Origin of the sequence: Paenibacillus sp. BGI2013 (genome assembly GCF_002843485.1) — a bacterium.
Classification (GTDB): Bacteria; Bacillota; Bacilli; order Paenibacillales; family Paenibacillaceae; genus Paenibacillus; species Paenibacillus amylolyticus.
In genome coordinates, this window is the sequence record NZ_PJFA01000009.1 from 215,388 (window position 1) to 236,774 (window position 21,387).

The 21,387-nt window shown below is 46.8% G+C and carries 18 protein-coding genes and 1 pseudogene; 4 read left to right on the forward strand and 15 right to left on the reverse strand.

What is annotated here, in order from left to right:
• Window positions 1-56 precede the first annotated feature (56 nt).
• From CXK86_RS21645 to CXK86_RS21655, 3 genes are all read right to left on the reverse strand, one after another.
• Window positions 57-821 carry an alpha/beta fold hydrolase gene (locus tag CXK86_RS21645; protein ID WP_101314548.1) on the reverse strand — a complete coding sequence of 255 codons (765 nt, stop codon included), beginning with the start codon at window positions 819-821 and terminating at the stop codon, window positions 57-59.
• A gap of 93 nt (window positions 822-914) precedes the next feature.
• A complete protein-coding gene (locus CXK86_RS21650) occupies window positions 915-1,580 on the reverse strand; it encodes a bifunctional 2-keto-4-hydroxyglutarate aldolase/2-keto-3-deoxy-6-phosphogluconate aldolase (protein ID WP_017686833.1) in 666 nt (221 codons plus the stop codon).
• Between the two features lie 86 nt (window positions 1,581-1,666).
• Entirely contained in the window at window positions 1,667-2,632 is a 966-nt protein-coding gene (locus CXK86_RS21655; RefSeq protein WP_101314549.1) for a sugar kinase, read from the reverse strand.
• Between the two features lie 222 nt (window positions 2,633-2,854).
• Here CXK86_RS21655 and CXK86_RS21660 point away from each other — a divergent pair, with 222 nt between their 5' ends.
• The 3 genes and pseudogenes from CXK86_RS21660 (at window position 2,855) to ilvD (ending at window position 6,264) form a co-directional block, all read left to right on the forward strand.
• Window positions 2,855-3,895 (forward strand): acyltransferase family protein, encoded by a 1,041-nt coding sequence (locus CXK86_RS21660; RefSeq protein ID WP_101314550.1) that lies wholly within the window; start codon window positions 2,855-2,857, stop codon window positions 3,893-3,895.
• Between the two features lie 123 nt (window positions 3,896-4,018).
• A pseudogene (locus tag CXK86_RS21665) lies at window positions 4,019-4,261 on the forward strand (KGG domain-containing protein); the annotation flags it as partial.
• A 317-nt stretch (window positions 4,262-4,578) separates the two neighbouring features.
• Window positions 4,579-6,264 (forward strand): dihydroxy-acid dehydratase, encoded by a 1,686-nt coding sequence (ilvD, locus tag CXK86_RS21670; RefSeq protein WP_036616973.1) that lies wholly within the window; start codon window positions 4,579-4,581, stop codon window positions 6,262-6,264.
• Between the two features lie 85 nt (window positions 6,265-6,349).
• Here ilvD and CXK86_RS21675 read toward each other — a convergent pair whose 3' ends face one another.
• On the reverse strand, window positions 6,350-7,753 hold the full coding sequence (locus CXK86_RS21675) for a polysaccharide deacetylase family protein (protein WP_101314551.1): 1,404 nt from the start codon (window positions 7,751-7,753) through the stop codon (window positions 6,350-6,352).
• Between the two features lie 174 nt (window positions 7,754-7,927).
• Here CXK86_RS21675 and CXK86_RS21680 point away from each other — a divergent pair, with 174 nt between their 5' ends.
• Complete coding sequence (locus tag CXK86_RS21680) at window positions 7,928-9,124, forward strand: AI-2E family transporter (protein ID WP_047844061.1); 1,197 nt, start codon at window positions 7,928-7,930, stop codon at window positions 9,122-9,124.
• Here the strand turns inward: CXK86_RS21680 and CXK86_RS21685 are convergent.
• The 11 genes from CXK86_RS21685 to alaS all read right to left on the reverse strand — a co-directional run bounded on the left by CXK86_RS21685 (window position 9,103) and on the right by alaS (window position 21,272).
• A complete protein-coding gene (locus tag CXK86_RS21685) occupies window positions 9,103-10,914 on the reverse strand; it encodes a peptidoglycan D,D-transpeptidase FtsI family protein (protein WP_180361847.1) in 1,812 nt (603 codons plus the stop codon). The genes CXK86_RS21680 and CXK86_RS21685 overlap by 22 nt on opposite strands.
• A 122-nt stretch (window positions 10,915-11,036) precedes the next feature.
• A complete protein-coding gene (locus CXK86_RS21690) occupies window positions 11,037-13,325 on the reverse strand; it encodes a methyl-accepting chemotaxis protein (RefSeq protein WP_257468015.1) in 2,289 nt (762 codons plus the stop codon).
• Window positions 13,326-13,559: 234 nt separating this feature from the next.
• Complete coding sequence (locus CXK86_RS21695) at window positions 13,560-14,888, reverse strand: peptidase U32 family protein (protein WP_100529071.1); 1,329 nt, start codon at window positions 14,886-14,888, stop codon at window positions 13,560-13,562.
• A 17-nt stretch (window positions 14,889-14,905) separates the two neighbouring features.
• A complete protein-coding gene (locus tag CXK86_RS21700; RefSeq protein ID WP_076252945.1) occupies window positions 14,906-15,835 on the reverse strand; it encodes a peptidase U32 family protein in 930 nt (309 codons plus the stop codon).
• Window positions 15,836-15,849: 14 nt separating this feature from the next.
• Complete coding sequence (gene mltG, locus CXK86_RS21705; RefSeq protein ID WP_256720109.1) at window positions 15,850-16,890, reverse strand: endolytic transglycosylase MltG; 1,041 nt, start codon at window positions 16,888-16,890, stop codon at window positions 15,850-15,852.
• Between the two features lie 76 nt (window positions 16,891-16,966).
• Window positions 16,967-17,281 (reverse strand): DUF1292 domain-containing protein, encoded by a 315-nt coding sequence (locus tag CXK86_RS21710; protein ID WP_047844066.1) that lies wholly within the window; start codon window positions 17,279-17,281, stop codon window positions 16,967-16,969.
• On the reverse strand, window positions 17,282-17,581 hold the full coding sequence (locus tag CXK86_RS21715) for a DUF1292 domain-containing protein (protein WP_017686820.1): 300 nt from the start codon (window positions 17,579-17,581) through the stop codon (window positions 17,282-17,284).
• A gap of 12 nt (window positions 17,582-17,593) precedes the next feature.
• Window positions 17,594-18,010 carry a Holliday junction resolvase RuvX gene (gene ruvX / locus CXK86_RS21720; protein WP_036616953.1) on the reverse strand — a complete coding sequence of 139 codons (417 nt, stop codon included), beginning with the start codon at window positions 18,008-18,010 and terminating at the stop codon, window positions 17,594-17,596.
• Window positions 17,955-18,170 carry a hypothetical protein gene (locus tag CXK86_RS32250; RefSeq protein ID WP_179087905.1) on the reverse strand — a complete coding sequence of 72 codons (216 nt, stop codon included), beginning with the start codon at window positions 18,168-18,170 and terminating at the stop codon, window positions 17,955-17,957. Before CXK86_RS32250 ends, ruvX begins: the two co-directional genes overlap by 56 nt.
• Complete coding sequence (locus CXK86_RS21725) at window positions 18,139-18,399, reverse strand: IreB family regulatory phosphoprotein (RefSeq protein ID WP_036616950.1); 261 nt, start codon at window positions 18,397-18,399, stop codon at window positions 18,139-18,141. The genes CXK86_RS32250 and CXK86_RS21725 overlap by 32 nt, the downstream gene beginning before the upstream one ends.
• Before the next feature lie 242 nt (window positions 18,400-18,641).
• Entirely contained in the window at window positions 18,642-21,272 is a 2,631-nt protein-coding gene (gene alaS / locus CXK86_RS21730) for an alanine--tRNA ligase (protein ID WP_076252946.1), read from the reverse strand.
• Between the last annotated feature and the right edge of the window lie 115 nt (window positions 21,273-21,387).

Sequence of the window (21,387 nt, forward strand, 5' to 3'; positions counted from 1 at the left end):
CCTCCATTAAGTTATGCTATAAATGCATTCAACCCTTAATGCAGAATAATCAAAACCTACTTCATGGTACTTAACCAAGCGAGTACAGTCTTGACCGTCTGATTCAGCTGTTCTTCCCCACTCACTTCCGGCTCGCCATCTCCTTTTTGATGACCATAATCACCGAACTGGGCGTGGTTACCACCTTCAATGGTGTAATATACCGTGTCTTCTGGAAGATACATCCGTCCACTCTGATACTTCGTAGCATTCACGACCTCATCTTTAGTACCCAGAATAGATAAAGCAGGTATTCCAAGTGACTTTACGCTTCCTTTTTCATCCGGGTAAGATGCCAAGAAGAAGATCCCGTGAAGTGCATCAGGATGTGCGGCTACATAACGTGCAGCCATGGACCCGCCGAGAGAGTGTCCACCCATAACGAATTGTTCTTCTGGATATGCGGCCAGAATCTCATCTGCCAAGTTTGGCTTAAGCACTGCCAGGTTAACTGGCATCTTGGCAATAATCGTGTGATGACCCGCAGCAGCCAGCTCATGCGCAAGTGGTGCATAACTTTCCGGTTTTACCAGTCCACCAGGATAGAAAAGTACACTTTTCCCCGTCGGTTTGTCTGGCACAAAATCAATCCAGTTCTCTTGTTCACTCACCGTCACCGGATTGGCTGTTTCCATAGCCGTTTGGGCTGTTTCCTGTGGACCGTATGGTGTGAATAATTTCCACGCAACAAATCCACATCCAATGACAATGAGCGCCAGAAGTACGAGCAGGAATTTCCCGATGCCCCTCTTCTTGCGCCCTGTATTATACCGATTTCTCAACGTTAATCACCTTTCTTCACTTCCGCAGGTGCCGCGGCTCACAGAATTGGGAGCCTTTGTTTATCAGGCTCCCCTTCTACGAATTGAAAAATATTATTCAGCCTTGGCCTTGCGGTAAGCATCCATATATTGTTCCGCTTTGCGACGGACATGACTCAGGTCACCCGTCTTCACAGCTTCCGATGTCAAGTCGGAACCGATCCCTACAGCCACTGCTCCACCCTTGATCCAATCCCCCAGATTAGACAAGGATACCCCGCCAGTTGGCATAAAATTCGCCTGCGGCATAGGGCCCTTCATCGTTTTGATAATCGAAGGATCATACAGATTACCCGGGAACAACTTCACAATGTCCACGCCAAGTTCCAATGCGCGTTGAACATCAGCAATCGTCATCACACCAGGCAGAATTGGAATTCGATACAGGTTGCAGATCTGCACGGTATCCGGGTTCAGGGAAGGTCCGACTACAAACTCGGCACCCGACATGATGGCCGCTCTTGCCGTTTGTGGTTCAAGCACCGTTCCCGCACCAATAATCGCGAATTTCTCTGGATCTTGTGTGTTCCAATGGTATACACGGCTTAATTTTTCAATGGCTTTGAGGGCACTGGGTACTGTCATCGTAATCTCGATAACTTTAATGCCACCCGCAATCGCTTGCTCGGCCATGGCAATGACTTGATCCGCAGAATCTGCACGCAGAACTGCCACAACCCCATTGTCCGTAATCTTTTGCAACAGCTGAAGCTTCTTCATTTCATTCTCTCCCTTGTCAATGTGGTGGTTGTGTATACAAGCCTTACATTTAAGAACGAAGATGAGCCATATATGATTTAGAGCGACTAGCGCTCAACATGGGCAACGTTGTTCAGCTTGGCCTCGACCTGCCCCCACGTCGGGAGCGCCTCCCAATCGCCAACAGCCTGTATAACCATGGAGCCGGTCAAATTGCCGAGACGGGTTGCTTCCTGCGGGGAGTATCCTTTTAATAAACCCGATAAAAATCCCGCACAGAAACCATCTCCTGCTCCTACCGTATCCAGAACATAATCCGCCTTAAAGTACGGAACTTCCGTTAGGGTACCATTCGCCAATACATAGGTCAAATCAGGGCCACCCTTCACGATGCACACAGCATTCATGGCAGATAAACGCTCAAGTACTTTTTGATCATTTTCTTCGTTATATAGAAGTTTCATCTCGTCCAGACCCGGTAAAAAGTAGTCCGCCAGTTCAGCTAAACGCAGTATAACCGGACGGGCCTCATCCGCAGACCATAGTTTGAGACGCAGATTTGGATCAAAGCTTACTTTCACCCCTGCCTGTTTGGCAATATGTATGGCAGCTTCTACCGTAGCAAGTCCGGACGGGCTTATCGCTGCCGTTATCCCCGTAACGTGCAATATCTTCGCCCCGGCAATATAGTCGGGATCCAGATCATCAGGTGTGATCGCACTTGCAGCAGATAGCTTCCTATAATAATGCACCGAAGCTTTCCCGGAAGCGTTCTCACGAATCATCAAACCAGTGGGCTCGTGATCACTTAAACGTACTCGGGATACATCTACGCCTTCACCGCGAATGGCTTTCAGAATCATACTGCCCATCGGATCATTGCCCAAGCGTCCAAACCAACCACTGGTATGCCCCAGGCGGGATACACCAATAGCCAGATTGCTCTCAGCACCCCCGAAAGACTTGTCCAGTGTGGCTGCATATTCCAGCCCTCTTGTATCCTTGGCAGTCAGCAAACCCATACTCTCCCCAAACGTAATAATTTCCGGGCTTGGATAGGGACTCGTTGACATGATTTCTTCCCTCCTTATAGTTACATTCCCTCATCTTCTTTTTCTATTGTCATCCTCTATGCAACCGTTGTCAATCCCGTTGCGTTCATTTTGTTGTCACAGCTTTGATAAAAGATAACGCTTACTAATGTGAATTAAATCACAATAGATAACGAACATCCATATTACCCTTATTACAGATGCAAATGACCTTGCAAACAGGGTCTATAAGGGGGCTACACCATGAAAAATAAGACACTGATCCGGGATGATCAGGAATCTTTCTTTTACAATCTGCGCTTTATGCTTATCGTCTGTGTCCTAGCTGGTAATGCACTTGAACCACTCATTACACGTTTTGCAGGAGCGGAAGCTCTGTTCCTGTGGATATATACGTTTCACATGCCACTCTTTGTATGGGTAACCGGGTATTTTGCGACACACTCACTCCAAGGTGCATCTGGACGAAACGTTCTGAAGCAGATTGCACTACAGTATGTACTGTTTCAGTCCTTATACGCATTGATGGACTTTACCGTATTCCACACACCCCATATGCGGCTATCCTTCTTTGCACCTTACTTGCTGTTATGGTTTCTCGCGAGTCATTTCTGTTGGCGACTGTTGCTTCGTCTGACGATTTCCTGGAAACCGATATATCGGCTGATTGGATCAATTGCGCTCGGTGTAATTGCCGGGTATTTGCCCATCGACGGGTTCTGGCTCAGCTTCAGCCGTACGTTTGTATTTCTGCCGTTTTTTGTCATCGGTTATGACTATGGAGCAACCATCCGTTCACGTTTATTATCCGGTTGGGGGCGAAAAACCGCAGCCATCCTCTCTGCTGCACTGTTGGTATGGATCGGGTATGGTGGTTTGAACATTTCATCCGGATGGTTACTCGGCAGCATGACGTACGCCGAACTGGGTCACCACGAATGGTATGCCGGTATCTTCCGGGTGGGTGTCTACTTGCTGGAAATCGCATCGGCAGCACTGTTCTTGGCTTGGGTACCTTCCTTGACTTCCAGACTGACGGACCTTGGACGACGCACACTCTATGTGTTCCTGCTGCATGGGTTTCTCGTTCGTCTCGCGATCTGGTCCGGAGTCTACAGTTATATGGGAAGCTCGGCGTATATTCCAGTCATACTGGTCATTGCCGTACTCTTTGCAGTCACACTGGCTCTGCCGGCTGTACGTCACACGTTCAAACCCGTAATTGAACCGAATATATCCCGATTTTCTTTCAATCGACATGAAGTGTTTAAACGGTCGGCCTAATGCTCTGACGGATCTCTTCACCATCGATTCTATCCTAGTGAATTGTTTCAGGCTGGAAATAAGGTGGTAAATTAGGGATACGCGCTACAAAAAACAACTTATCGTTGTAAGGAGTGATTTGTAATGGCACGTCAACCGACGTCAGAACACAAGATGAGCCGTGAGGAAGCTGGCAGATTAGGTGGCAAAGCGACTTCCAAGAACCATGATCGAAGCTTCTACCAGATGATTGGAAAAAAGGGTGGCGAAGCGACTTCAGATGCCCATGATACTGACTTTTACAAGCAGATTGGTCGCAAGGGCGGAGAAGCAACCTCCGAAACTCATAATAAGGAATTCTATCGTGAGATTGGACGCAAAGGCGGAAGCAACTAATGAATTCCGCTCGCCACATCGAAACATGATCATAGCTTTCCCGCAAATCAAGAAGTCTAATTCCATGAAAATGGTTTGAGGCTTCTTTCTATTGTTTGTAGAAATATGACGACGGTTGTGATAGACTCAATAGAAAAACCGGGTGTTCACGGGTTTAAAGCAGCAAAGAATTTCACAAACTACGGGGAGCTCGACACCGGCATGCCGGTCCTTTTTTTTAGAGTACGGATGAAATTAAACGACAGATGCACTGCCATTTACTTTTCCATTCATGTTGCTCAATATTATATATTTGGGGGGAATACACCATGTCAGCCAAGAAGATGCGTTCCGATATGATCAAAAAAGGTTTTGACCGTGCACCACACCGGAGTTTGCTCCGCGCAGCGGGCGTTAAAGAAGAGGATTTCGGCAAGCCGTTTATTGCCGTATGTAACTCATACATCGATATCGTGCCCGGCCACGTCCACCTTCAGGAATTCGGTAAAATTGTAAAGGATGCTATTCGTGAAGCCGGTGGCGTTCCATTCGAATTCAACACCATCGGAGTAGATGATGGTATTGCCATGGGACACATTGGTATGCGTTACTCGCTGCCAAGCCGTGACATTATCGCGGATTCCGTGGAAACCGTTGTATCTGCACACTGGTTCGACGGCATGGTATGTATCCCGAACTGTGACAAAATTACACCAGGCATGATGATGGGTGCGCTTCGCGTAAACATCCCTACCCTGTTCGTAAGTGGTGGACCAATGAAAGCTGGTCGTGACAGCAATGGTAAAGCTCTTTCCCTGACTTCCGTATTTGAAGGTGTAGGTGCTTACCAAGCAGGTAAAATCGATGATAAGAGCTTGCTTGAACTTGAACAGTTCGGCTGTCCAACATGTGGATCATGTTCCGGTATGTTTACGGCAAACTCCATGAACTGTCTGGCAGAAGCGATGGGACTGGCTATGCCAGGTAACGGAACCATCCTTGCCGTTGCTCCTGAGCGTCGTGAGTTTGTTAAACAATCCGCTACCCAATTGATGGAACTCATCAAAATGGACTTGAAACCACGTGATATCGTAACTGTAGAAGCGATCGATAATGCGTTTGCACTGGATATGGCGATGGGTGGATCTACGAATACAGTACTGCACACGTTGGCACTGGCTCATGAAGCAGGTATCGAGTATCCAATCGAACGTATTAATGAAGTAGCGAACCGCGTTCCGCATCTGGCGAAACTTGCACCTGCTTCCGATCTTCACATCGAAGACGTTCATAATGCAGGCGGAGTAAGCGCAGTGCTGAACGAATTGCTCAAGAAACCAGGCGCAATTCACGGTGACTGCATTACAGTAACAGGTAAAACAATCCGTGAGAACGTTGAAGGAAAAGAAATTCAGGATACAAATGTCATTCACCACCTGGATAACCCGCATTCCGAAAAAGGCGGCCTGGCTGTATTGTTTGGTAACCTTGCACCACAAGGCGCTATCATCAAAGTTGGTGCAGTTGATGCTTCGGTTGGCGGATACCACAAAGGTCCTGCCATCTGCTTTGACTCCCAGGAGCAAGCGCTCGAAGGTATTGCTAACGGCAAAGTAAAAGAAGGACATGTTGTTGTTATCCGTTATGAAGGACCAAAAGGCGGACCAGGTATGCCTGAGATGCTGGCTCCTACTTCCCAGATCGTAGGTATGGGATTGGGTGCCAAAGTTGGTCTGATCACCGATGGACGCTTCTCTGGCGCATCCCGCGGAATCAGTATCGGACATATCTCTCCGGAAGCAGCTGAGGGTGGTCCAATCGCCTTTGTTGAAGAAGGAGACATCATCGAGCTGGATCTGAACAACCGTATCATCGAATTGCACATCAGTGACGAAGAGTTTGAACGTCGTCGCGCAGGTTGGAAAGGCTTTGAACCGAAAGTAAAAACCGGTTACCTGGCTCGTTATTCCAAACTGGTTACCAATGCAAGCAACGGTGGCGTACTGAGTATCTAATTCACTAATAAATAAAGGGTTGCTCTTCTGCCAAATCTGGCGAAGGGCAACCCTTTTCTTTTGCTGGTTGGTGTGATCAGTCCGTTTAGTTCCGCTCTGGCAGTATATCTTGTTCAATTAACAACGATTCATCTCTGGATTCTTCTACCGTTGCTGCTACCTGCATCGTATGTTGACCGTAACGTTCCAATAATAGATCCAGCGGCATGGCAATCATCTTGGGTACCAGTTGTTCAGTACGCTGTTTCAAACGTTTGGTTCCTGCCGGGTGGATTACACTTAACAGCAGCTTCAAGTATACTTTGGATGCAGCACTGAACGGTCCAGGAGGCAATTCTTGTATGGTAAATCCGAATTTTTCTGGGCCTCTGTTAATCATACTCACACCGTATAGGGCCTTGGCAGAGCGTAACTCAGGTTCGAGTGCCACCATGCGTGCCAAATCCGGCAATTGCTGTTCCATGGTCCGAATCATGCGAATAGCCAAATGCATACTGGAACGTGACGTCACTCCAAGTTCAAACAACTTCTGATTGTCAAAATGTAGTTCTATCACCGGATCTCCATTTTGAATGACATGGCCATCATTCATCTCCACCCGTGCTCCGTGATATACACGTGATCTGAAGTGCAGCATTGGGTCCTCTGGCGAAGCCGTCCGTAGATGGTATACCCAGTGGAACAACTTCTCCCAGCCCAACCATAAGGCAACAACGATTCGTTTCCATAGCTTCAATGGTGTCTGTAATTGCGTTTTGTTCTGAGATTCGCTCACTATGATACCTCCCATCAACGTATCAACGCGTACGCTTTGCAGGCCTAGCCGTTCAGCTTCCTGTAATACGACTTCCAGCGCCTGAAGCATCTGCTCCGGCGCGTGTGCATCAGCACCAAGGGTCGTTCCTCGATCATGCAGCAGCATGACCTCTCCGCCTCTCAGTTCCTTAAGCATCCGTTCAGTCAATCTCTGGGCACCTACTCGGCTTCTCCAGTCTTCAAACATGGAGGACCACAGTACAATTTTTCGTTCTTTCTTGCTGAAAAAATCAAACAAATTCATAATCCCCCACGGTGGACGATAATAACAAGTCTTCACGCCGGTTACTTCATGAATAATCTGACCTGTTCGCTGAATCTGATCTCGAACGGTACGTGGCCGCATGAGCCAGTTCGTCTTGTGAATATAATTATGAATGCCAATAAGATGACCTTCCTCATGTATGCGCTGTATGAGTTCAGGATGACTCGCTGCATGTTCTCCAACGACAAAAAATGTGGCTTTTGCTTGATGCTGACGAAGCAGATCGAGCAGTCTTGGCGTATAATGTGGATCTGGTCCATCGTCAAACGTTAATGCAAATTGTGTATCACTTCTTCCCCGTCGAAATACACGAAAACCAAAAAGCCTACTGATCAAACTTGGAATAAAGGCGTAAAAAGATGAAAGATACAATAACCACAGTAAAATACTATGAAGTATCGTTGTCATGTTGCAAGCTCCCCACTTCTCCTGCTGAATTACGGTGCACTATGGCACTATCTAAAATAAACCGCCTTTAATTTTATCATAGTTCAGACTTTTCTTGAATCCTGTTTTCCCAAAAAGATAGCTATCGTGTACAATAAATACAATCTAATTATTGCCATCAAAGGAGCCATGTCCATGCTACCGCTTTACAAAAAATACGGGCGAACTGTCTTTGACATCGCATTGCTCGTATTAACCGTGTATGTGATCATGTACGGTTTCAGTCAATTATACCATGTGGCTGCACCGGTCTTTCTATCATTCATTGTGTATTGGATGATTGAACCGCTGGCCAAATTTTTACATCGCAAAGGATTGCCCAAGACACTTGGAGCCGCCATCTCCGTCTTGTTGTTTCTTGCATTAATTGTCGCTGCCTTTTTTGGGGTAGGCTTGATTATCATTTCACAAATTTCCAATCTTCAAGATAATTTCCCCGTATACATTGAAATGATACAACGTGAATTCACCAATCTGGTGTTATTCATTCAGGACAAGTCAGACGCTCTCCCTGATGGAGTTATGGAAAAAGCGAATGATTATTTTGCAACACTGACCGGGTTCCTGTCCAAATGGGTAACTAGCGGAGCGCAATTCGTCGTAGGTTTCCTCAGTTCATTCTCTTCGTTTATTACGAACTTCGGAATTGCGATTATTCTGGCATTTTTCCTCAGTATCGAGATTGAGTCCTGGCGCAAGTTCGCCCGTGCGAAAACGCCCAAAACATTAAAGTTAGCTATTGAATTCATGCGTAATCACGTGTTCAAGACAATCCGCTCGTATCTGAAGGCACAGATGATCATGATGCTCATTACGTTTGTATTGATTTATGCAGGTTTGTTGATTTTGGGAACCTCTAATGCCTTTACCATTGCAGCAGTCTGTGCGGTTTTTGATCTGGTACCCTTGCTTGGCGTTCCTGTTGTATTTATTCCATGGATCGTCTACTTATTCATTATTGGCAATAGTAGCCTGGCGATTGGCCTGATTGTGATTCTGGCAGTAACGATGCTGACACGGCAGTTGCTGGAACCAAAAATATCGGGTAACTCGATTGGTGTATCTTCGGCGTACTTGATGCTTTCGTTTATGCTGATCTCCCTTTCGATCTTTGGCCTGGCTGGTGTAGTGTTATCTCCAGTGCTTCTGATCCTTCTGAAAGAACTGTTACAACAAGGATACTTGCAAAAGTGGATTCACCTGCCAAAAGATGAATTTGAATCCTCTCCATTGGTCATGGACCCACCCGTTAGTAAGGCCTCAGCGAATTCTGCCGAGTCTACTGTACACCGTCCCATTCCTGCGAAGGATCATGAGGACTCCGCCAAATAGTCCATCACCTTCCTGAAGAGAGCCGTCGCCTGATGTTGGCTGTCAGGAGAGACATTTTGAACAAGAACAGCTACAGCATATTGGGGTTGTTCTACCGGTCCATAACCAATGAACCATTGATTGTTGCGCTTCTCTCCATGTTTCTGTACCTGAGCTGTACCTGACTTCCCTGCAACATGCCACCGCGCACGCTGCAGGGATTTTCCTGTTCCCTCACGAACTACCTTATTCATCCAGGATAACAGTTTATGCGCTGTTGCGGGAGCAATCTGTCCTGATGCTGAAGGTGAATCATGCAAGGGCATTTCCAGCATGGTGCCACCATCCGCATATCGGATGCGCTTAACGAGACGTGGGGCACTAACCTTTCCATCATGTAACAGTGTAACGATCAGATTGGCAGCTTGCAGCGGTGTGACCAAGACATCTCGCTGACCAATTGCTGTCTGTATTTTTGCACCTTCATCAGCAGAAGAAACAGCCTCTGTTCTCACACGCCCGTGATCCTCATGATCAAAGTGTCGTAACACAGGCATTCCTGCCATCTGCTTCCCTTCCCAGCCAATCGGACGCGCGAGTCCCAGACGATCAGCCGTGTTCTCCAGTTGTTCCATACTCAGCCTGCGCGCCGTTTCTGCGAATACGATGTTGCAAGACTCAGCGAATCCTTGCTCCAGATTCAAGTCTCCATGACCATGCTCCTTCCAGCAAGACAACCCATATCTTCCGTACTCACCACCACAATGGAATTCTTCTCCGTTAGAAACCGCATGATACTCCAAAGCAGCAGCCGCAGTGACAATTTTGAAAATGGAACCCGGTACGGCTCCCTGTACTGCACGATTCCCCCAGGCCGATTCTTTAGGGTCCACATGTTGTGGCTGATAGAAAGGACGGGAGATCATGGCGCGAACATCTGCGTTAGCGGCATCTAACACAACAATGGCCCCTTCTTGTAATCCAGATTCTTGCGTCAACTCCTCCAACCCACGCTGTAACTCAGCATCCACAGTGGTTTCCACACGTAAAGGATAATGGCTATTGGCTGGTGCAATGACGTGCGGCTGAATACCAGGGATAATCTCCCCACCACCCGAGACCATGCGTGATACAAGCGTAGGGCCAATTCCCCTTAACAGCGGTTCAAATGTCCTTTCCAGTCCAGCTGCCCCTGATTTCATGGCAAATGGCTGTTTTATTTCATCCTGATGCCCTGTTAGAACTTTGGAGGACTCAGGCTGTTCAGCCAGATAACCCATCCACTGCATTCCTGTATGCCCCTGAAGGTACCTTGTCATCATCGGATAGATGCCCGCTCCTTGCAGGTGCAAACTACGTAGGCGCTCCACCTGAGCAGCGGTCAAATGAACAGGCTGATGTGTACCTGCTGTCCAAAAATGAGGTATACTTTCCTGATTCCATTCCTTCTTCAATTGATCCGGATCGGTATGTAATATAGCTGCCAACTTTATCATCTCGGAGCCTTCTAATGCCCCATCCTTGCGTAATTTCTCTAATGGACTTGCCTTTGGAAAAAGAACCAGTCCCCATTGCAGCTTACCGGTCAACGCCTCACCCTTGTAATCCGTAAATTGTCCCCGCCCCGGGTCAAGTATCACCCCGCGTTCACGCTGCAATACAGACATTTCACGTACCGTTCGGTGAAATCCAGGCATCGTCTGATTCACCTGAACGATCTGAACCCATCCCAATCGTAATATAAGCAATCCAAAGACAAGAGTTAGAAGAATACAAGTTATATAGATTCGCCGTTTCGCAAGGAGATGCATCCCAATCTCACCTTTTGTCGTTTTGACATATTATTGCTGATATGGCTTGGAATTATCCGGTAAACAAAAAGAAAACCTGTCCCATGTGCGGGACAGGTTCTCCTCATTTCAACCTTGGCTTGTTACACCGTAAAGCGTGACAAAGTTTCTTTCAGTTCAGTAGAAACATTCTCCAGTTTGCCAGACAGATTGACCAGCTGGTTACTGATATTTTGCTGTTCACTGCTCAAGGAAGCTACTTCTTGGGACGTTGCAGAAGATTCTTCAGCTACAGCGCTGACATTGCTCATGGCTTCAGACAACGTACCTTGAGATTTGTTCAAATCTCCAATAGAACCTGTCACCATGCCCAGACGTTCCACAAAGGCACCCATCTGTTCCTGTACGGAAGCAAAGATGACGTTGGTGTCTTTAACCGCATCCATCTGTTCTTTGAATAACGGATAGGCTGCCGACAAAGCATCCACGGTCTCATTCATTTCAGTCATGATTTTGTCTGTAATCTCTCCAACCATCTCAATGGATTGTCTGGATTGAGCCGCGAGCTGACGAACCTCATCAGCAACCACCATGAATCCGCGTCCGGCTGCACCGGCACGTGCTGCTTCAATGGTTGCATTCAGGGAAAGGATATTTGTCTGTTTCGTTATGTTTTGCAGCACTTCAAGCACTTTCAGAACAGAAGACGTACTCTCTTTCAACGAATCAACCTTATTCACCAGTGCACCAATCATTTCTTCTGTCTTCTGGGTTTTGGTCATCAACTGATTCAGATGTTGTGTTCCTGTCTGACTGGACTTCTCTACATGACGAGCAGAATCACCCATCTGTTCATTAGCAGCGATTACACTCTGCATCTGACGAGAGATATTATCAGTTAATTCATTGCCACGTTCCGCTTCAGTTGCCAAACTGCCTGCACCGCCCGCGATCTCTTCTGTCGCTACGGCAATCTCCGAAGCAGACACAGCCGTTTTCTTGGATGCACTGCTCAGCTCAGAGGCCGTATCCAATACTTCCTGCGCAGAACGATTGGTTTGTTCAACCAGCTTAGTGATCTGCTCCATCATCAGATTGAAGGCGGTCGAGAGCTGACCAATTTCATCCTGGGAGCTATATGGTGTACGAACTTTAAGATTACCTTTTGCACCTTCCTGCATCAGGTCTTTCAATTTGCCAAGTGGACGAGCGATCATACGCACCATCCAGATCCCGATCAATACTGCAATCCCCGCATCAATCAGCGCCATCCACAGGGTCAGAGTCAGAATGCCTTTTGCGTCCTGAACCAAAACAGAGGTAGGTATCATACCAACCAGTTTCCAATTGGCTGTATCCATCGTACTGTATACAGCCAGCATTTCCGTAGATTTGCCATCTACCGAATACTCCGTATTCGTACTACCTGCTGGTTCGGTCAACTCTTTGACAAATGCAAGCTCTGTTTCTTGTCCTGTACGATCCGAGATGGAGGATGCAACCACTTTATTATCCGGAGCAATTAGTTGAAGAATAGCTCCTGGCCCCAGATCAAGCGATTTCAATTGTTCCTCCAAAACTTCCAGTTTCAGTTCAATAACCAGAACATACGACTGAGTCGTCCCCTGCAAGTTTTTCATGGAACGTGCAATTTTAAACGTTGGCGTTGAGCCATCTTCTTTGACCTCTGTTGGAAGCCAGCGATAACCGCCCGCCTCAATTAACTCACTGTACCATGCTTCCTGGCGAATGCTGCCCATGGATGAACTGTTGCTGCCGGTACCCATAATGGACTTTGTATCGTCCGTAGGTACCAAATAAATCGCTTCCATAGATTTATTTGTAAATGCAACATTGGACAGTTGCTTGTTGATGGAACTTGAGTTCACGAATGTATCATACGCAGTCAAATTCGTATCTGACATTTTTTGTAGCAAGGACTGCATTTCCGGATCAAAGAAAATCTGTGTGGATGTATCCACAAATCTCTCCAAAATAATGTCCATTTTTTGTTTGGTCTGATCAATGGTCTCCTGATTGGCACGCGAGGCATTTTTCTCTATCGTACCTTTGGCCTTCGAATAGGATAATAGACCTAAACTTACTACAAAAATCATAATTCCCGCAAAAAAGATTAAAAACAGTTTAACCCCTACGGATTTAACCGGATTTGCCTTCTTAATCTGTTGGAAAGAAGACCCTCCAAGGTTTTTCCAATCCCGGTTTTTAAATTGTTTCTTCACCCAATCAGTCTTGATCCAGCCCAGCTTGAGCTTGCTGCGGTCAATCTTAAACAATCTTTTGCCATTACCTGTCGTTTTGCTTTTAACTACTTTTTCTTTCTTCACTTTCTGAACCTTCTCAGGATTAACCTGCTCGGCTTTTGTCACTTGCTCCCCACTGTCTTCCTGCTTCTTTTGAACCAATCCCATTCACCTGCCAGTAATTTACTTGTTAGATTTTTCTTTCTCTCCCCTATAAATATGTAGTATTCGACAGCTTTCTTCGTTCCCCTTTCACTTCCCAGAAATATTTTACAACTTTATTCCTATTTTTCTATAAAAAAAAGACCCCCATCTGCCGATAAACGGAGGTCCCCATGTAAATTTCATAACACTATTTTGTTAAATCATAATACAATATTGACACATTGTAGGTATTTGAGCCTACTTCTTTTTTCTCATCATATCGAAGTACGAAACCGGTTGATCTACCTTCATTTTAATCAGTTGCAACGGGTGACGAGCAGCATCTAGAACATTGCCTTCTTCATCCTGTATTTCACCGACGACCTGTTTGAAAAAGTGACCTCCCGGGCCGAAAAATTCAATTTCCTGTCCTGGTTTGAAATGATTGCGCTGTTGAATGGTTGCCATTCCTGTTTCAGCATCATACCCCATGACCAATCCAGCGAAATCAAAAGGTACAGCCTTTTCTTCCGGTTCATAGATATGATCTTCATGGTCTGGTGTATCATAGAAAAATCCGGTATTCAGCGGGCGATTCGCCGCTTTGTTCATTTCTTCAACCCATTCAGGTTTCAGAACATAATTTTCCGGGTCTGCCATATAGGCGTCAATGGCTTGACGGTATACGTTAACCACGGTTGCCACGTAGTGGATCGATTTCATACGTCCTTCGATCTTGAAACTGTCCACACCCACATCAATCAACTCGGGAATATGGCCAATCATGCACAGATCCTTTGATCCCATGGAGAATGAATTATCCTGTTCCTCGAACAGGGGAAGCTGGTTCTCACCTAGTTTGAATGGCGCAGGGGCCTTCATCTGCATGTCCTCTTCGCTGACCCACACCGTATCTTCTCTCGCATCCTCGAACAGATCATACTTCCAGCGGCAAGACTGGCAACAGCCGCCCCGGTTGGAGTCCCGATCCGTAAAATGGTTGGAGAGAACACAACGTCCGGAATACGAGGAACACATCGCCCCGTGAATAAAGGCTTCAATTTCGATATCCACATTGGCCTTGATCTCTTCAATCTCTTCAAAGCTGGTCTCACGTCCAAGAACAACACGTGGAAGTCCTTCATCTTTCCAGAACTTCACGGCTTGCCAGTTGAGTGTGGATTGTTGAGTACTTAGATGTACCTCAAGGCCTGGCACAGCACGAAGCGCTACTTCAATAATAGCCGGATCAGCTACGATGATTGCAGAGATTCCCGCATTATAGAGGTTTTGCAGGTACGTTTCGATACCCTCAACATCCTCATTATGTGCATAGATGTTCGTCGCTACGAACACTTTGGCTCCATACTTTTTGGCAAACTCCACACCTTCACGCATCTCTTCAAAGCTGAAGTTATCCGCGTTGGAACGCAGTCCATAGGCTTGTCCACCGATATATACGGCATCTGCACCGTAATGGATTGCAAATTTCAGTTTTTCCAGATTACCCGCCGGAGCTAGCAGCTCCGGTTTGTCCAGACGGTTACGTTTCCCCGAGAACTTCCGCTGTACCGCCACTGTTTCCATTCTGTTCACCTCGTCTATTAATACACTTGTTCTTTATAGAAAAATCCAAAAGACAATTCACGTTCAGGATCCTGTAACTTCCGCACCTCAGCGAGCCACTCTTCAGAGAACGCATATGCATCAGCATCGGCTATATAACTGTCAATCGCTGTCCGATATGCACGTACAACAGCTTCATTGTAGGTGAGTGATTTTAACATACCTTCAATTTTGAAACTGTGTACACCCGCCTCCATCAACAGATGAAGATCTTCGAGGATACATATATCCTCTGAGCTCATAATGTGTGTGCCATTAATGTCCTCATAGATCGGGAATTTCTCATCCCGGCGTTCAGCCTCGATCAGGAACAATCCCCGTTCTTTGCCCAGATGTCCCTCAACCGGCCGCCCTTGATGAGCCATGTAACTTTGTACCAGACTGCGCTTGGAATGATAAATATTCGTCATGCCATGCACCTGAACCTGAGCTTCCACCTTCAAAAAAGGAACCATTTCCGTCAACTCGTCCATATTCAACTCTCGGGCAAGTACAACGCGACTAGCTCCCTTGGTTCCCCAATAGTTGGCCGTCGCATAGTTCGTTGAAGTCATCTCCGCATTCCAGTGCAGCTTCACATGTGGAGCGTATTCCTTCATGGTGGCCAGCACGGATGGGTCATTAAACTCCACACCATCAATACCGATCCTGCCAAGTGCTTGAACATATTCAGGCAATTCTTTCAACAGTTCGTTGGACATCAGATTAGTCATGGATACATACACACGCGCCTGATGTTTGGCTGCAATGGCAACTACCTCTGCTGTATCTTCCACGCTAAAGCTGCCTGGAAGACGCATGCCGAATCGATCATCTCCAATGACCAGAGCATCTGCTCCAGCCTGGAGCAGCACTTCTGCCTCTTTCACATTCGCTGCTGTAACGAGCAGTTCATGTTTCTTACTCATATAATCCCCTCCGCTTATTGCGCAGCCTTACTTTTGGCTATATTTTGCTGGTGTTCCTTATACGTTTTGGCAAATAGATGTCCAGACGAGCCATCCTTTTTTGTCACATAGAACAGATACTCCGAAGCTTCCGGATTTAGCGCTGCCTCAATGGACGGAAGACTTGGACTGGCAATTGGACCTGGTGGCAAGCCTTTGTTCAGATACGTATTATAGGGACTTTTCACCTTTAGATCCTTGAAAAACAATCGTTCCTTCGGTCTGTCGAGCAGATATTGCACGGTAGCATCAATCTCCAGCTTCATATCCTGATTGATCCGATTGTAGATTACACCTGCAACCAGAGCACGTTCCTCGTCCACTACAACTTCTTTCTCCACGAGTGACGCGATCGTCAGCAGTTCATGCAGGGAAAGGTTCTTTTCCTGGAGCTTGGCTTCCAAATCAGGAATGGAATTAATCTTGGTCTGGAATTCTTCCAGCATCCGTTGCATCACATCATGCGTGGAACTTCCCTTTTTCATCTCATACGTATCCGGGAATAGATACCCTTCCAATACGTAGCGAAGTTCTTCATCCACTGGAATATCTTTGATGATATCTACATCAAAGGCCGAAGGATCATTGGCCAGCTTGATGAATTCATCCCGATCTACTACATGCTCATAAGAAAGCTTACCCGCCATTTGCAGAACGTTATAACCCTCCGGAATCGTAAATTTCACCATTTCTTCCGGTACAACTTCGCCACTACTCAGCTTGCTAACAATCTCATCATATGTCACGCCAGGATTCATTGAATATGTACCCGCCATGAAATTAGAACCCAGTTTCTTCCACTTTAAATACCCTTTGAAGGTTAACCCACTTCGAATGAGGCCTTCTTCTTGAAGCTGATCCGCGATTTTCGAAGTTCCCGATCCGCTCTTAATCTCGAATACGACCGGTTCTGTAGAAGCTTCCACAGGACGCATCATACTCCACACGTAACCGCCTGCGCCTCCGACAAGAACTACAATGATAAGCAGTATGACTACAATTGCTTTCCCTTTCAAAAAAGAAACAACTCCTTTACACAACCAAAAAGAGCGGACTTCTCCGCCCTCCCGGTTTCTTCAATTTGAAGCTGATTTAATCTTCGTCAATGGGGAGTGTACACTCATCATACAGTTCCGAGATGTTCTCCCACTCATCGTCATCGTCGATCGTAACTAACTCTGGCATGATCTGGTCTTCACTTCCAGGTGATACCCGCAGAAGTTCAACCTCGTCATAAGGTCGCAACGAACTGCGGAGCACCGCGTACTGTTGACCGTTCACTTCGAACTCAGCCAACAAGTCATACGGTTGTGATTTACCGTTCTCTTCCTCGAGCTCAACATGAGCACCGAATGCCAGACGCAGTGAATCTGTCCATTTCAGGTCTTTGCGGCTATATTCCGTCATTTAGTTCGCTTCCTCTTCATCTTCAGCAAGAAATGTATTAAACGTCTCCTCGACGATATCCCATTCGGCATCATCTTGGATGACGAAAAGTTTAATATCGTCGCCCTCTTCTTCATAACGGAATGCATATACATCCGTTTCGCCATCTTCAGGTTCAACCGGAGCAACCATCATGTACTTGGCCTCCGAACCATCTACTTCAAACTTCATGATGACTTCGAATTCCTCTTCATTACCCTCGTCATCCGCAATGTAAATAATTTCCGCTTCTTCTTCCATACCCAGTTGATCTTCAGCCATTGTTGATCCCCCTCACCTTCTACTATTGGCATCCAAATAATTTTGCAAAATCAAGCTTGCGGCCATTTTGTCCACAACCTGCTTGCGTTTTTTCCGACTGACATCCGCTTCGATCAGCGTACGTTCTGCTGCCATGGTTGTCAGCCGTTCATCCCAAAGGTGAACAGGTAAATTCAGTTCATCCCGCAGTCGATCGGCAAAAGCAATGCATATCTCACCGCGCGGTCCTACGGTGCCGTTCATGTTTTTGGGAAGTCCGACTACGATCTCACTAATCTCATGCTCACGCACAAGTTCGGCAATCCGAGCGAACTCGCCTTCATCACGGCGGCGTTCTAGCACTTCCAATCCCTGGGCAGTCCAACCGAAGGCGTCACTCGCGGCAACTCCGATTCTTCGGTCCCCATAGTCCAAACCTAATATTTTCATCCATGCTCTCCCATCCTGGGGCCTGCTCAGGTCGATTACGAATAATCGCCTTCTCAAGCTTCAGGCTGTCTTCTGTCGGTTCATTTCCCGCTGTCTGCAAGGCTGCAACACAGCGGAAGCGGCGTACATTACCGGTGATTGGCCAGATAGGAACGTACAAGCTCTTCAATCAGCTCATCGCGCTCCTTTTTACGGACCAGACTACGTGCGTTGTTGTGACGAGGAATGTATGCCGGGTCTCCGGAAATCAGATACCCAACAATCTGGTTGATTGGATTATACTCCTTATCGACCAATGCATCATATACCGTGAGAAGAATCTCTTTGGATGATGCTTCCTGTTCGTCACCTTTCACATTAAATTTAACCGTCTTATCCATGGAGTCCATTGATGACACCTCGCTCCTGCATGAACATGGGGACCATGTCCTGCCGAATTGATTTCTGTTTATATAATAACATATTCTGACTGCCACAAGTAAACAAAGGATAAGGCAATTGTGTTTTTTGCTTGTCCTTTACTGGCTTCAGCATATTGCATCATTCGATTCCACACGCTCTCGGGTACAAAAAATAAACGAACAGAACCATTTCGATTTATTTTTTGACGATTGAAAGCCACTCAATGGATTTATGCATTATGCCCGCTAACCAGAGAAACCGCCAGTTTCAGCGCTTCATCCAGCTTGGTCGCATCCTTACCTCCGGCTTGCGCCATATCTGGACGTCCGCCACCGCCACCGCCGCACACTGCTGCGACTTCTTTGACGATTTTGCCTGCGTGTAATCCTTGTTTTACTTGTTCAGCAGGTACTGCTACAACAAAATTCACTTTGCCGTCCGCTGGAGCACCCAATACGAGTACCGCGTTAGGCAATTTTACTTTCAACTCATCTGCCACTGTACGCAACGCATCCATGTTCGGAGCATCTACGCGTGCTGCCAGCAATTGTGTATTTCCTGCTTGTACCACTTGATCGGTCAATTGACCCGCTTCCATGGCACTCAGCTTGCTTTGCAGGGATTCAGTCTCTCTGGCTGCTTCTTTCAGTTGTTGGTTCAGACCTTCAATCCGTTTAGGTACATCAGCCACATTTGCTTTGAGCAGTGTTGCTGATTGTTTAAGCAGTTCCAACTGGCTTTCCACATACAGATATGCGCCGCGGCCAGTTACAGCTTCGATCCGGCGTACGCCGGAGCCAATTCCGCTCTCGCTCACCAGTTTGAAGATTCCGATCTCTGAAGTATTATTTACGTGACAGCCGCCACAAAGTTCCAAACTGTAGTCTCCGACTTGAACAACACGTACAATATCTCCATATTTTTCGCCAAACAGGGCCATTGCACCCATTTCTTTGGCTTCATCAATAGCTTTCAGCTCGATGTTCACGTTCAGACGATTCCAGATCTGTTCATTCACCTGACGTTCAATCTCTGTCAACTCTTCCGGCGTAATACTACCGAAGTGAGAGAAGTCAAACCGCAGACGCTGTGGCTCTACGAGCGATCCTGCCTGGTTTACGTGTGTGCCGAGCACATCTTTGAGTGCCTTGTGCAGCAAGTGGGTAGCCGTATGGTTTTTGATAATGTCGCCACGTTTCGCTGAGTCTACTTCGGCGTTGATCACATCACCTACACGCAGTTCACCAGACTCCACAGTCACCAGATGTACATGTTGTCCGAGTGGAGCTTTGAACAAACCTTGTACTTTTGCTGTTACACCAGCACCTCGCAGCAAGCCCTGATCACTCACTTGACCGCCACTTTCCGCGTAGAACGGAGTCTTGTCCAGAACAACCTGACACGTCTGTCCTTCGCCTACAGATTCAACAAGGGCGTCACCAGCTACGATGGCTACCACTTTTGCTTCCGTCAACAGGTCAGTATAACCAACAAACTCGCTTTTAACCTCCAGATCAGCAAGTGGTCCGCCTTGGACTTTCATGCTCTCGTTCTCTTGACGCCCAGCACGTCCAAGCTCACGTTGTTTCTGCATGGAAGCATCAAAACCTTCACGGTCCACAGTCAGACCATGCTCTGCAGCATAATCTTCTGTCAGGTCAAACGGGAAACCGTACGTATCATACAGTTTGAAAGCTTCAGGTCCGCTAATAACGGTGCGTCCTTCGGATTTGGCTGTGCCGCTGATATCAGCCAGAATAGCCAGACCATCTGTTAGTGTTTCGTGGAAACGCTCTTCCTCGGTTTTGATTACTTTGGCGATGAACTCCTGTTTGTCTACTACCTCAGGGTAGTACATGCCCATCACTTCACCAACGGTTGTTGTCAATTCATACAGGAATGGACGGTCAAGTCCAAGCACTTTTCCATAACGAACTGCACGGCGAAGCAAGCGACGGATGACATATCCACGTCCTTCATTACTTGGCAGAACGCCATCACCTACTGCAAAAGCAACCGTACGGATATGATCGGCAATGACTTTCAATGCAACATCAATCTCTACGCTGTCGTTATATTTCACACCCGCAAGAGCGGCTGTTCTTTGAATCATCGGTTGGAACAGGTCTGTGTCGAAGTTGGAATCCACATTTTGCAGAATGGAAGCAAAACGCTCCAAACCTGCACCTGTATCAATGTTTTTGTTAGGAAGCGGTGTGTAGCTGCCGTCCTTGTTATGGTTGAACTGGGAGAATACCAGATTCCATACTTCCAGGTAACGTTCGTTTTCCCCACCTGGATACATTTCAGGATCGCTCATGTCGTTTCCGTAAGCTTCGCCGCGGTCATAGAAGATCTCGGTACAAGGTCCACATGGGCCTTCGCCGATATCCCAGAAGTTTTCATCCAATTTAATGATACGCTCAGCAGGCAGTCCTACTTTTTCGTTCCACAGTTTGAAAGCTTCTTCATCTTCCGGATATACCGTTACGGAAAGACGTTCCGGATCGAATCCGATCCACTCTTTGCTGGTCAAGAATTCCCAAGCCCATGTTACGGTCTCTTCCTTGAAGTAATCTCCAATAGAAAAGTTGCCGAGCATTTCGAAGAACGTATGGTGACGACGCGTTTTACCAACATTCTCGATATCATTGGTACGGATACATTTTTGGGAGTTCGCTAGACGCGGGTTCTCCGGCTTCTCACGTCCGTCAAAATATGGTTTGAGCGGTGCCATACCTGCATTGATCCACAAAAGAGAAGGATCGTTGTGAGGCACGAGCGATGCGCTCGGCTCGATTTTGTGACCTTTACTTGCAAAAAACTCTATCCATTTGGACCGGATTTCACTGGCTTTCATACTGGATGCCCCCATTAAATTATAATAGTCCGTTGCGTATTCGCTCCGGTTGGTCAACATTGTTTTTGTAAAAATAAACACAAAAAACGCCCCTGAATAATCAGGGACGATGTTA

Bases quoted from the DNA above. Each gene is read 5' to 3' on its own strand.
- CXK86_RS21650 (WP_017686833.1), bottom strand. From the start codon at position 1,580: ATGAAGAAGCTTCAGCTGTTGCAAAAGATTACGGACAATGGGGTTGTG.
- CXK86_RS21655 (WP_101314549.1), bottom strand. From the start codon at position 2,632: ATGTCAACGAGTCCCTATCCAAGCCCGGAAATTATTACGTTTGGGGAG.
- CXK86_RS21660 (WP_101314550.1), top strand. From the start codon at position 2,855: ATGAAAAATAAGACACTGATCCGGGATGATCAGGAATCTTTCTTTTAC.
- ilvD (WP_036616973.1), top strand. From the start codon at position 4,579: ATGTCAGCCAAGAAGATGCGTTCCGATATGATCAAAAAAGGTTTTGAC.
- CXK86_RS21675 (WP_101314551.1), bottom strand. From the start codon at position 7,753: ATGACAACGATACTTCATAGTATTTTACTGTGGTTATTGTATCTTTCA.
- CXK86_RS21680 (WP_047844061.1), top strand. From the start codon at position 7,928: ATGCTACCGCTTTACAAAAAATACGGGCGAACTGTCTTTGACATCGCA.
- CXK86_RS21685 (WP_180361847.1), bottom strand. From the start codon at position 10,914: ATGCATCTCCTTGCGAAACGGCGAATCTATATAACTTGTATTCTTCTA.
- CXK86_RS21690 (WP_257468015.1), bottom strand. From the start codon at position 13,325: ATGGGATTGGTTCAAAAGAAGCAGGAAGACAGTGGGGAGCAAGTGACA.
- CXK86_RS21695 (WP_100529071.1), bottom strand. From the start codon at position 14,888: ATGGAAACAGTGGCGGTACAGCGGAAGTTCTCGGGGAAACGTAACCGT.
- CXK86_RS21700 (WP_076252945.1), bottom strand. From the start codon at position 15,835: ATGAGTAAGAAACATGAACTGCTCGTTACAGCAGCGAATGTGAAAGAG.
- CXK86_RS21710 (WP_047844066.1), bottom strand. From the start codon at position 17,281: ATGACGGAATATAGCCGCAAAGACCTGAAATGGACAGATTCACTGCGT.
- CXK86_RS21715 (WP_017686820.1), bottom strand. From the start codon at position 17,581: ATGGCTGAAGATCAACTGGGTATGGAAGAAGAAGCGGAAATTATTTAC.
- ruvX (WP_036616953.1), bottom strand. From the start codon at position 18,010: ATGAAAATATTAGGTTTGGACTATGGGGACCGAAGAATCGGAGTTGCC.
- CXK86_RS21725 (WP_036616950.1), bottom strand. From the start codon at position 18,399: ATGGACTCCATGGATAAGACGGTTAAATTTAATGTGAAAGGTGACGAA.
- alaS (WP_076252946.1), bottom strand. From the start codon at position 21,272: ATGAAAGCCAGTGAAATCCGGTCCAAATGGATAGAGTTTTTTGCAAGT.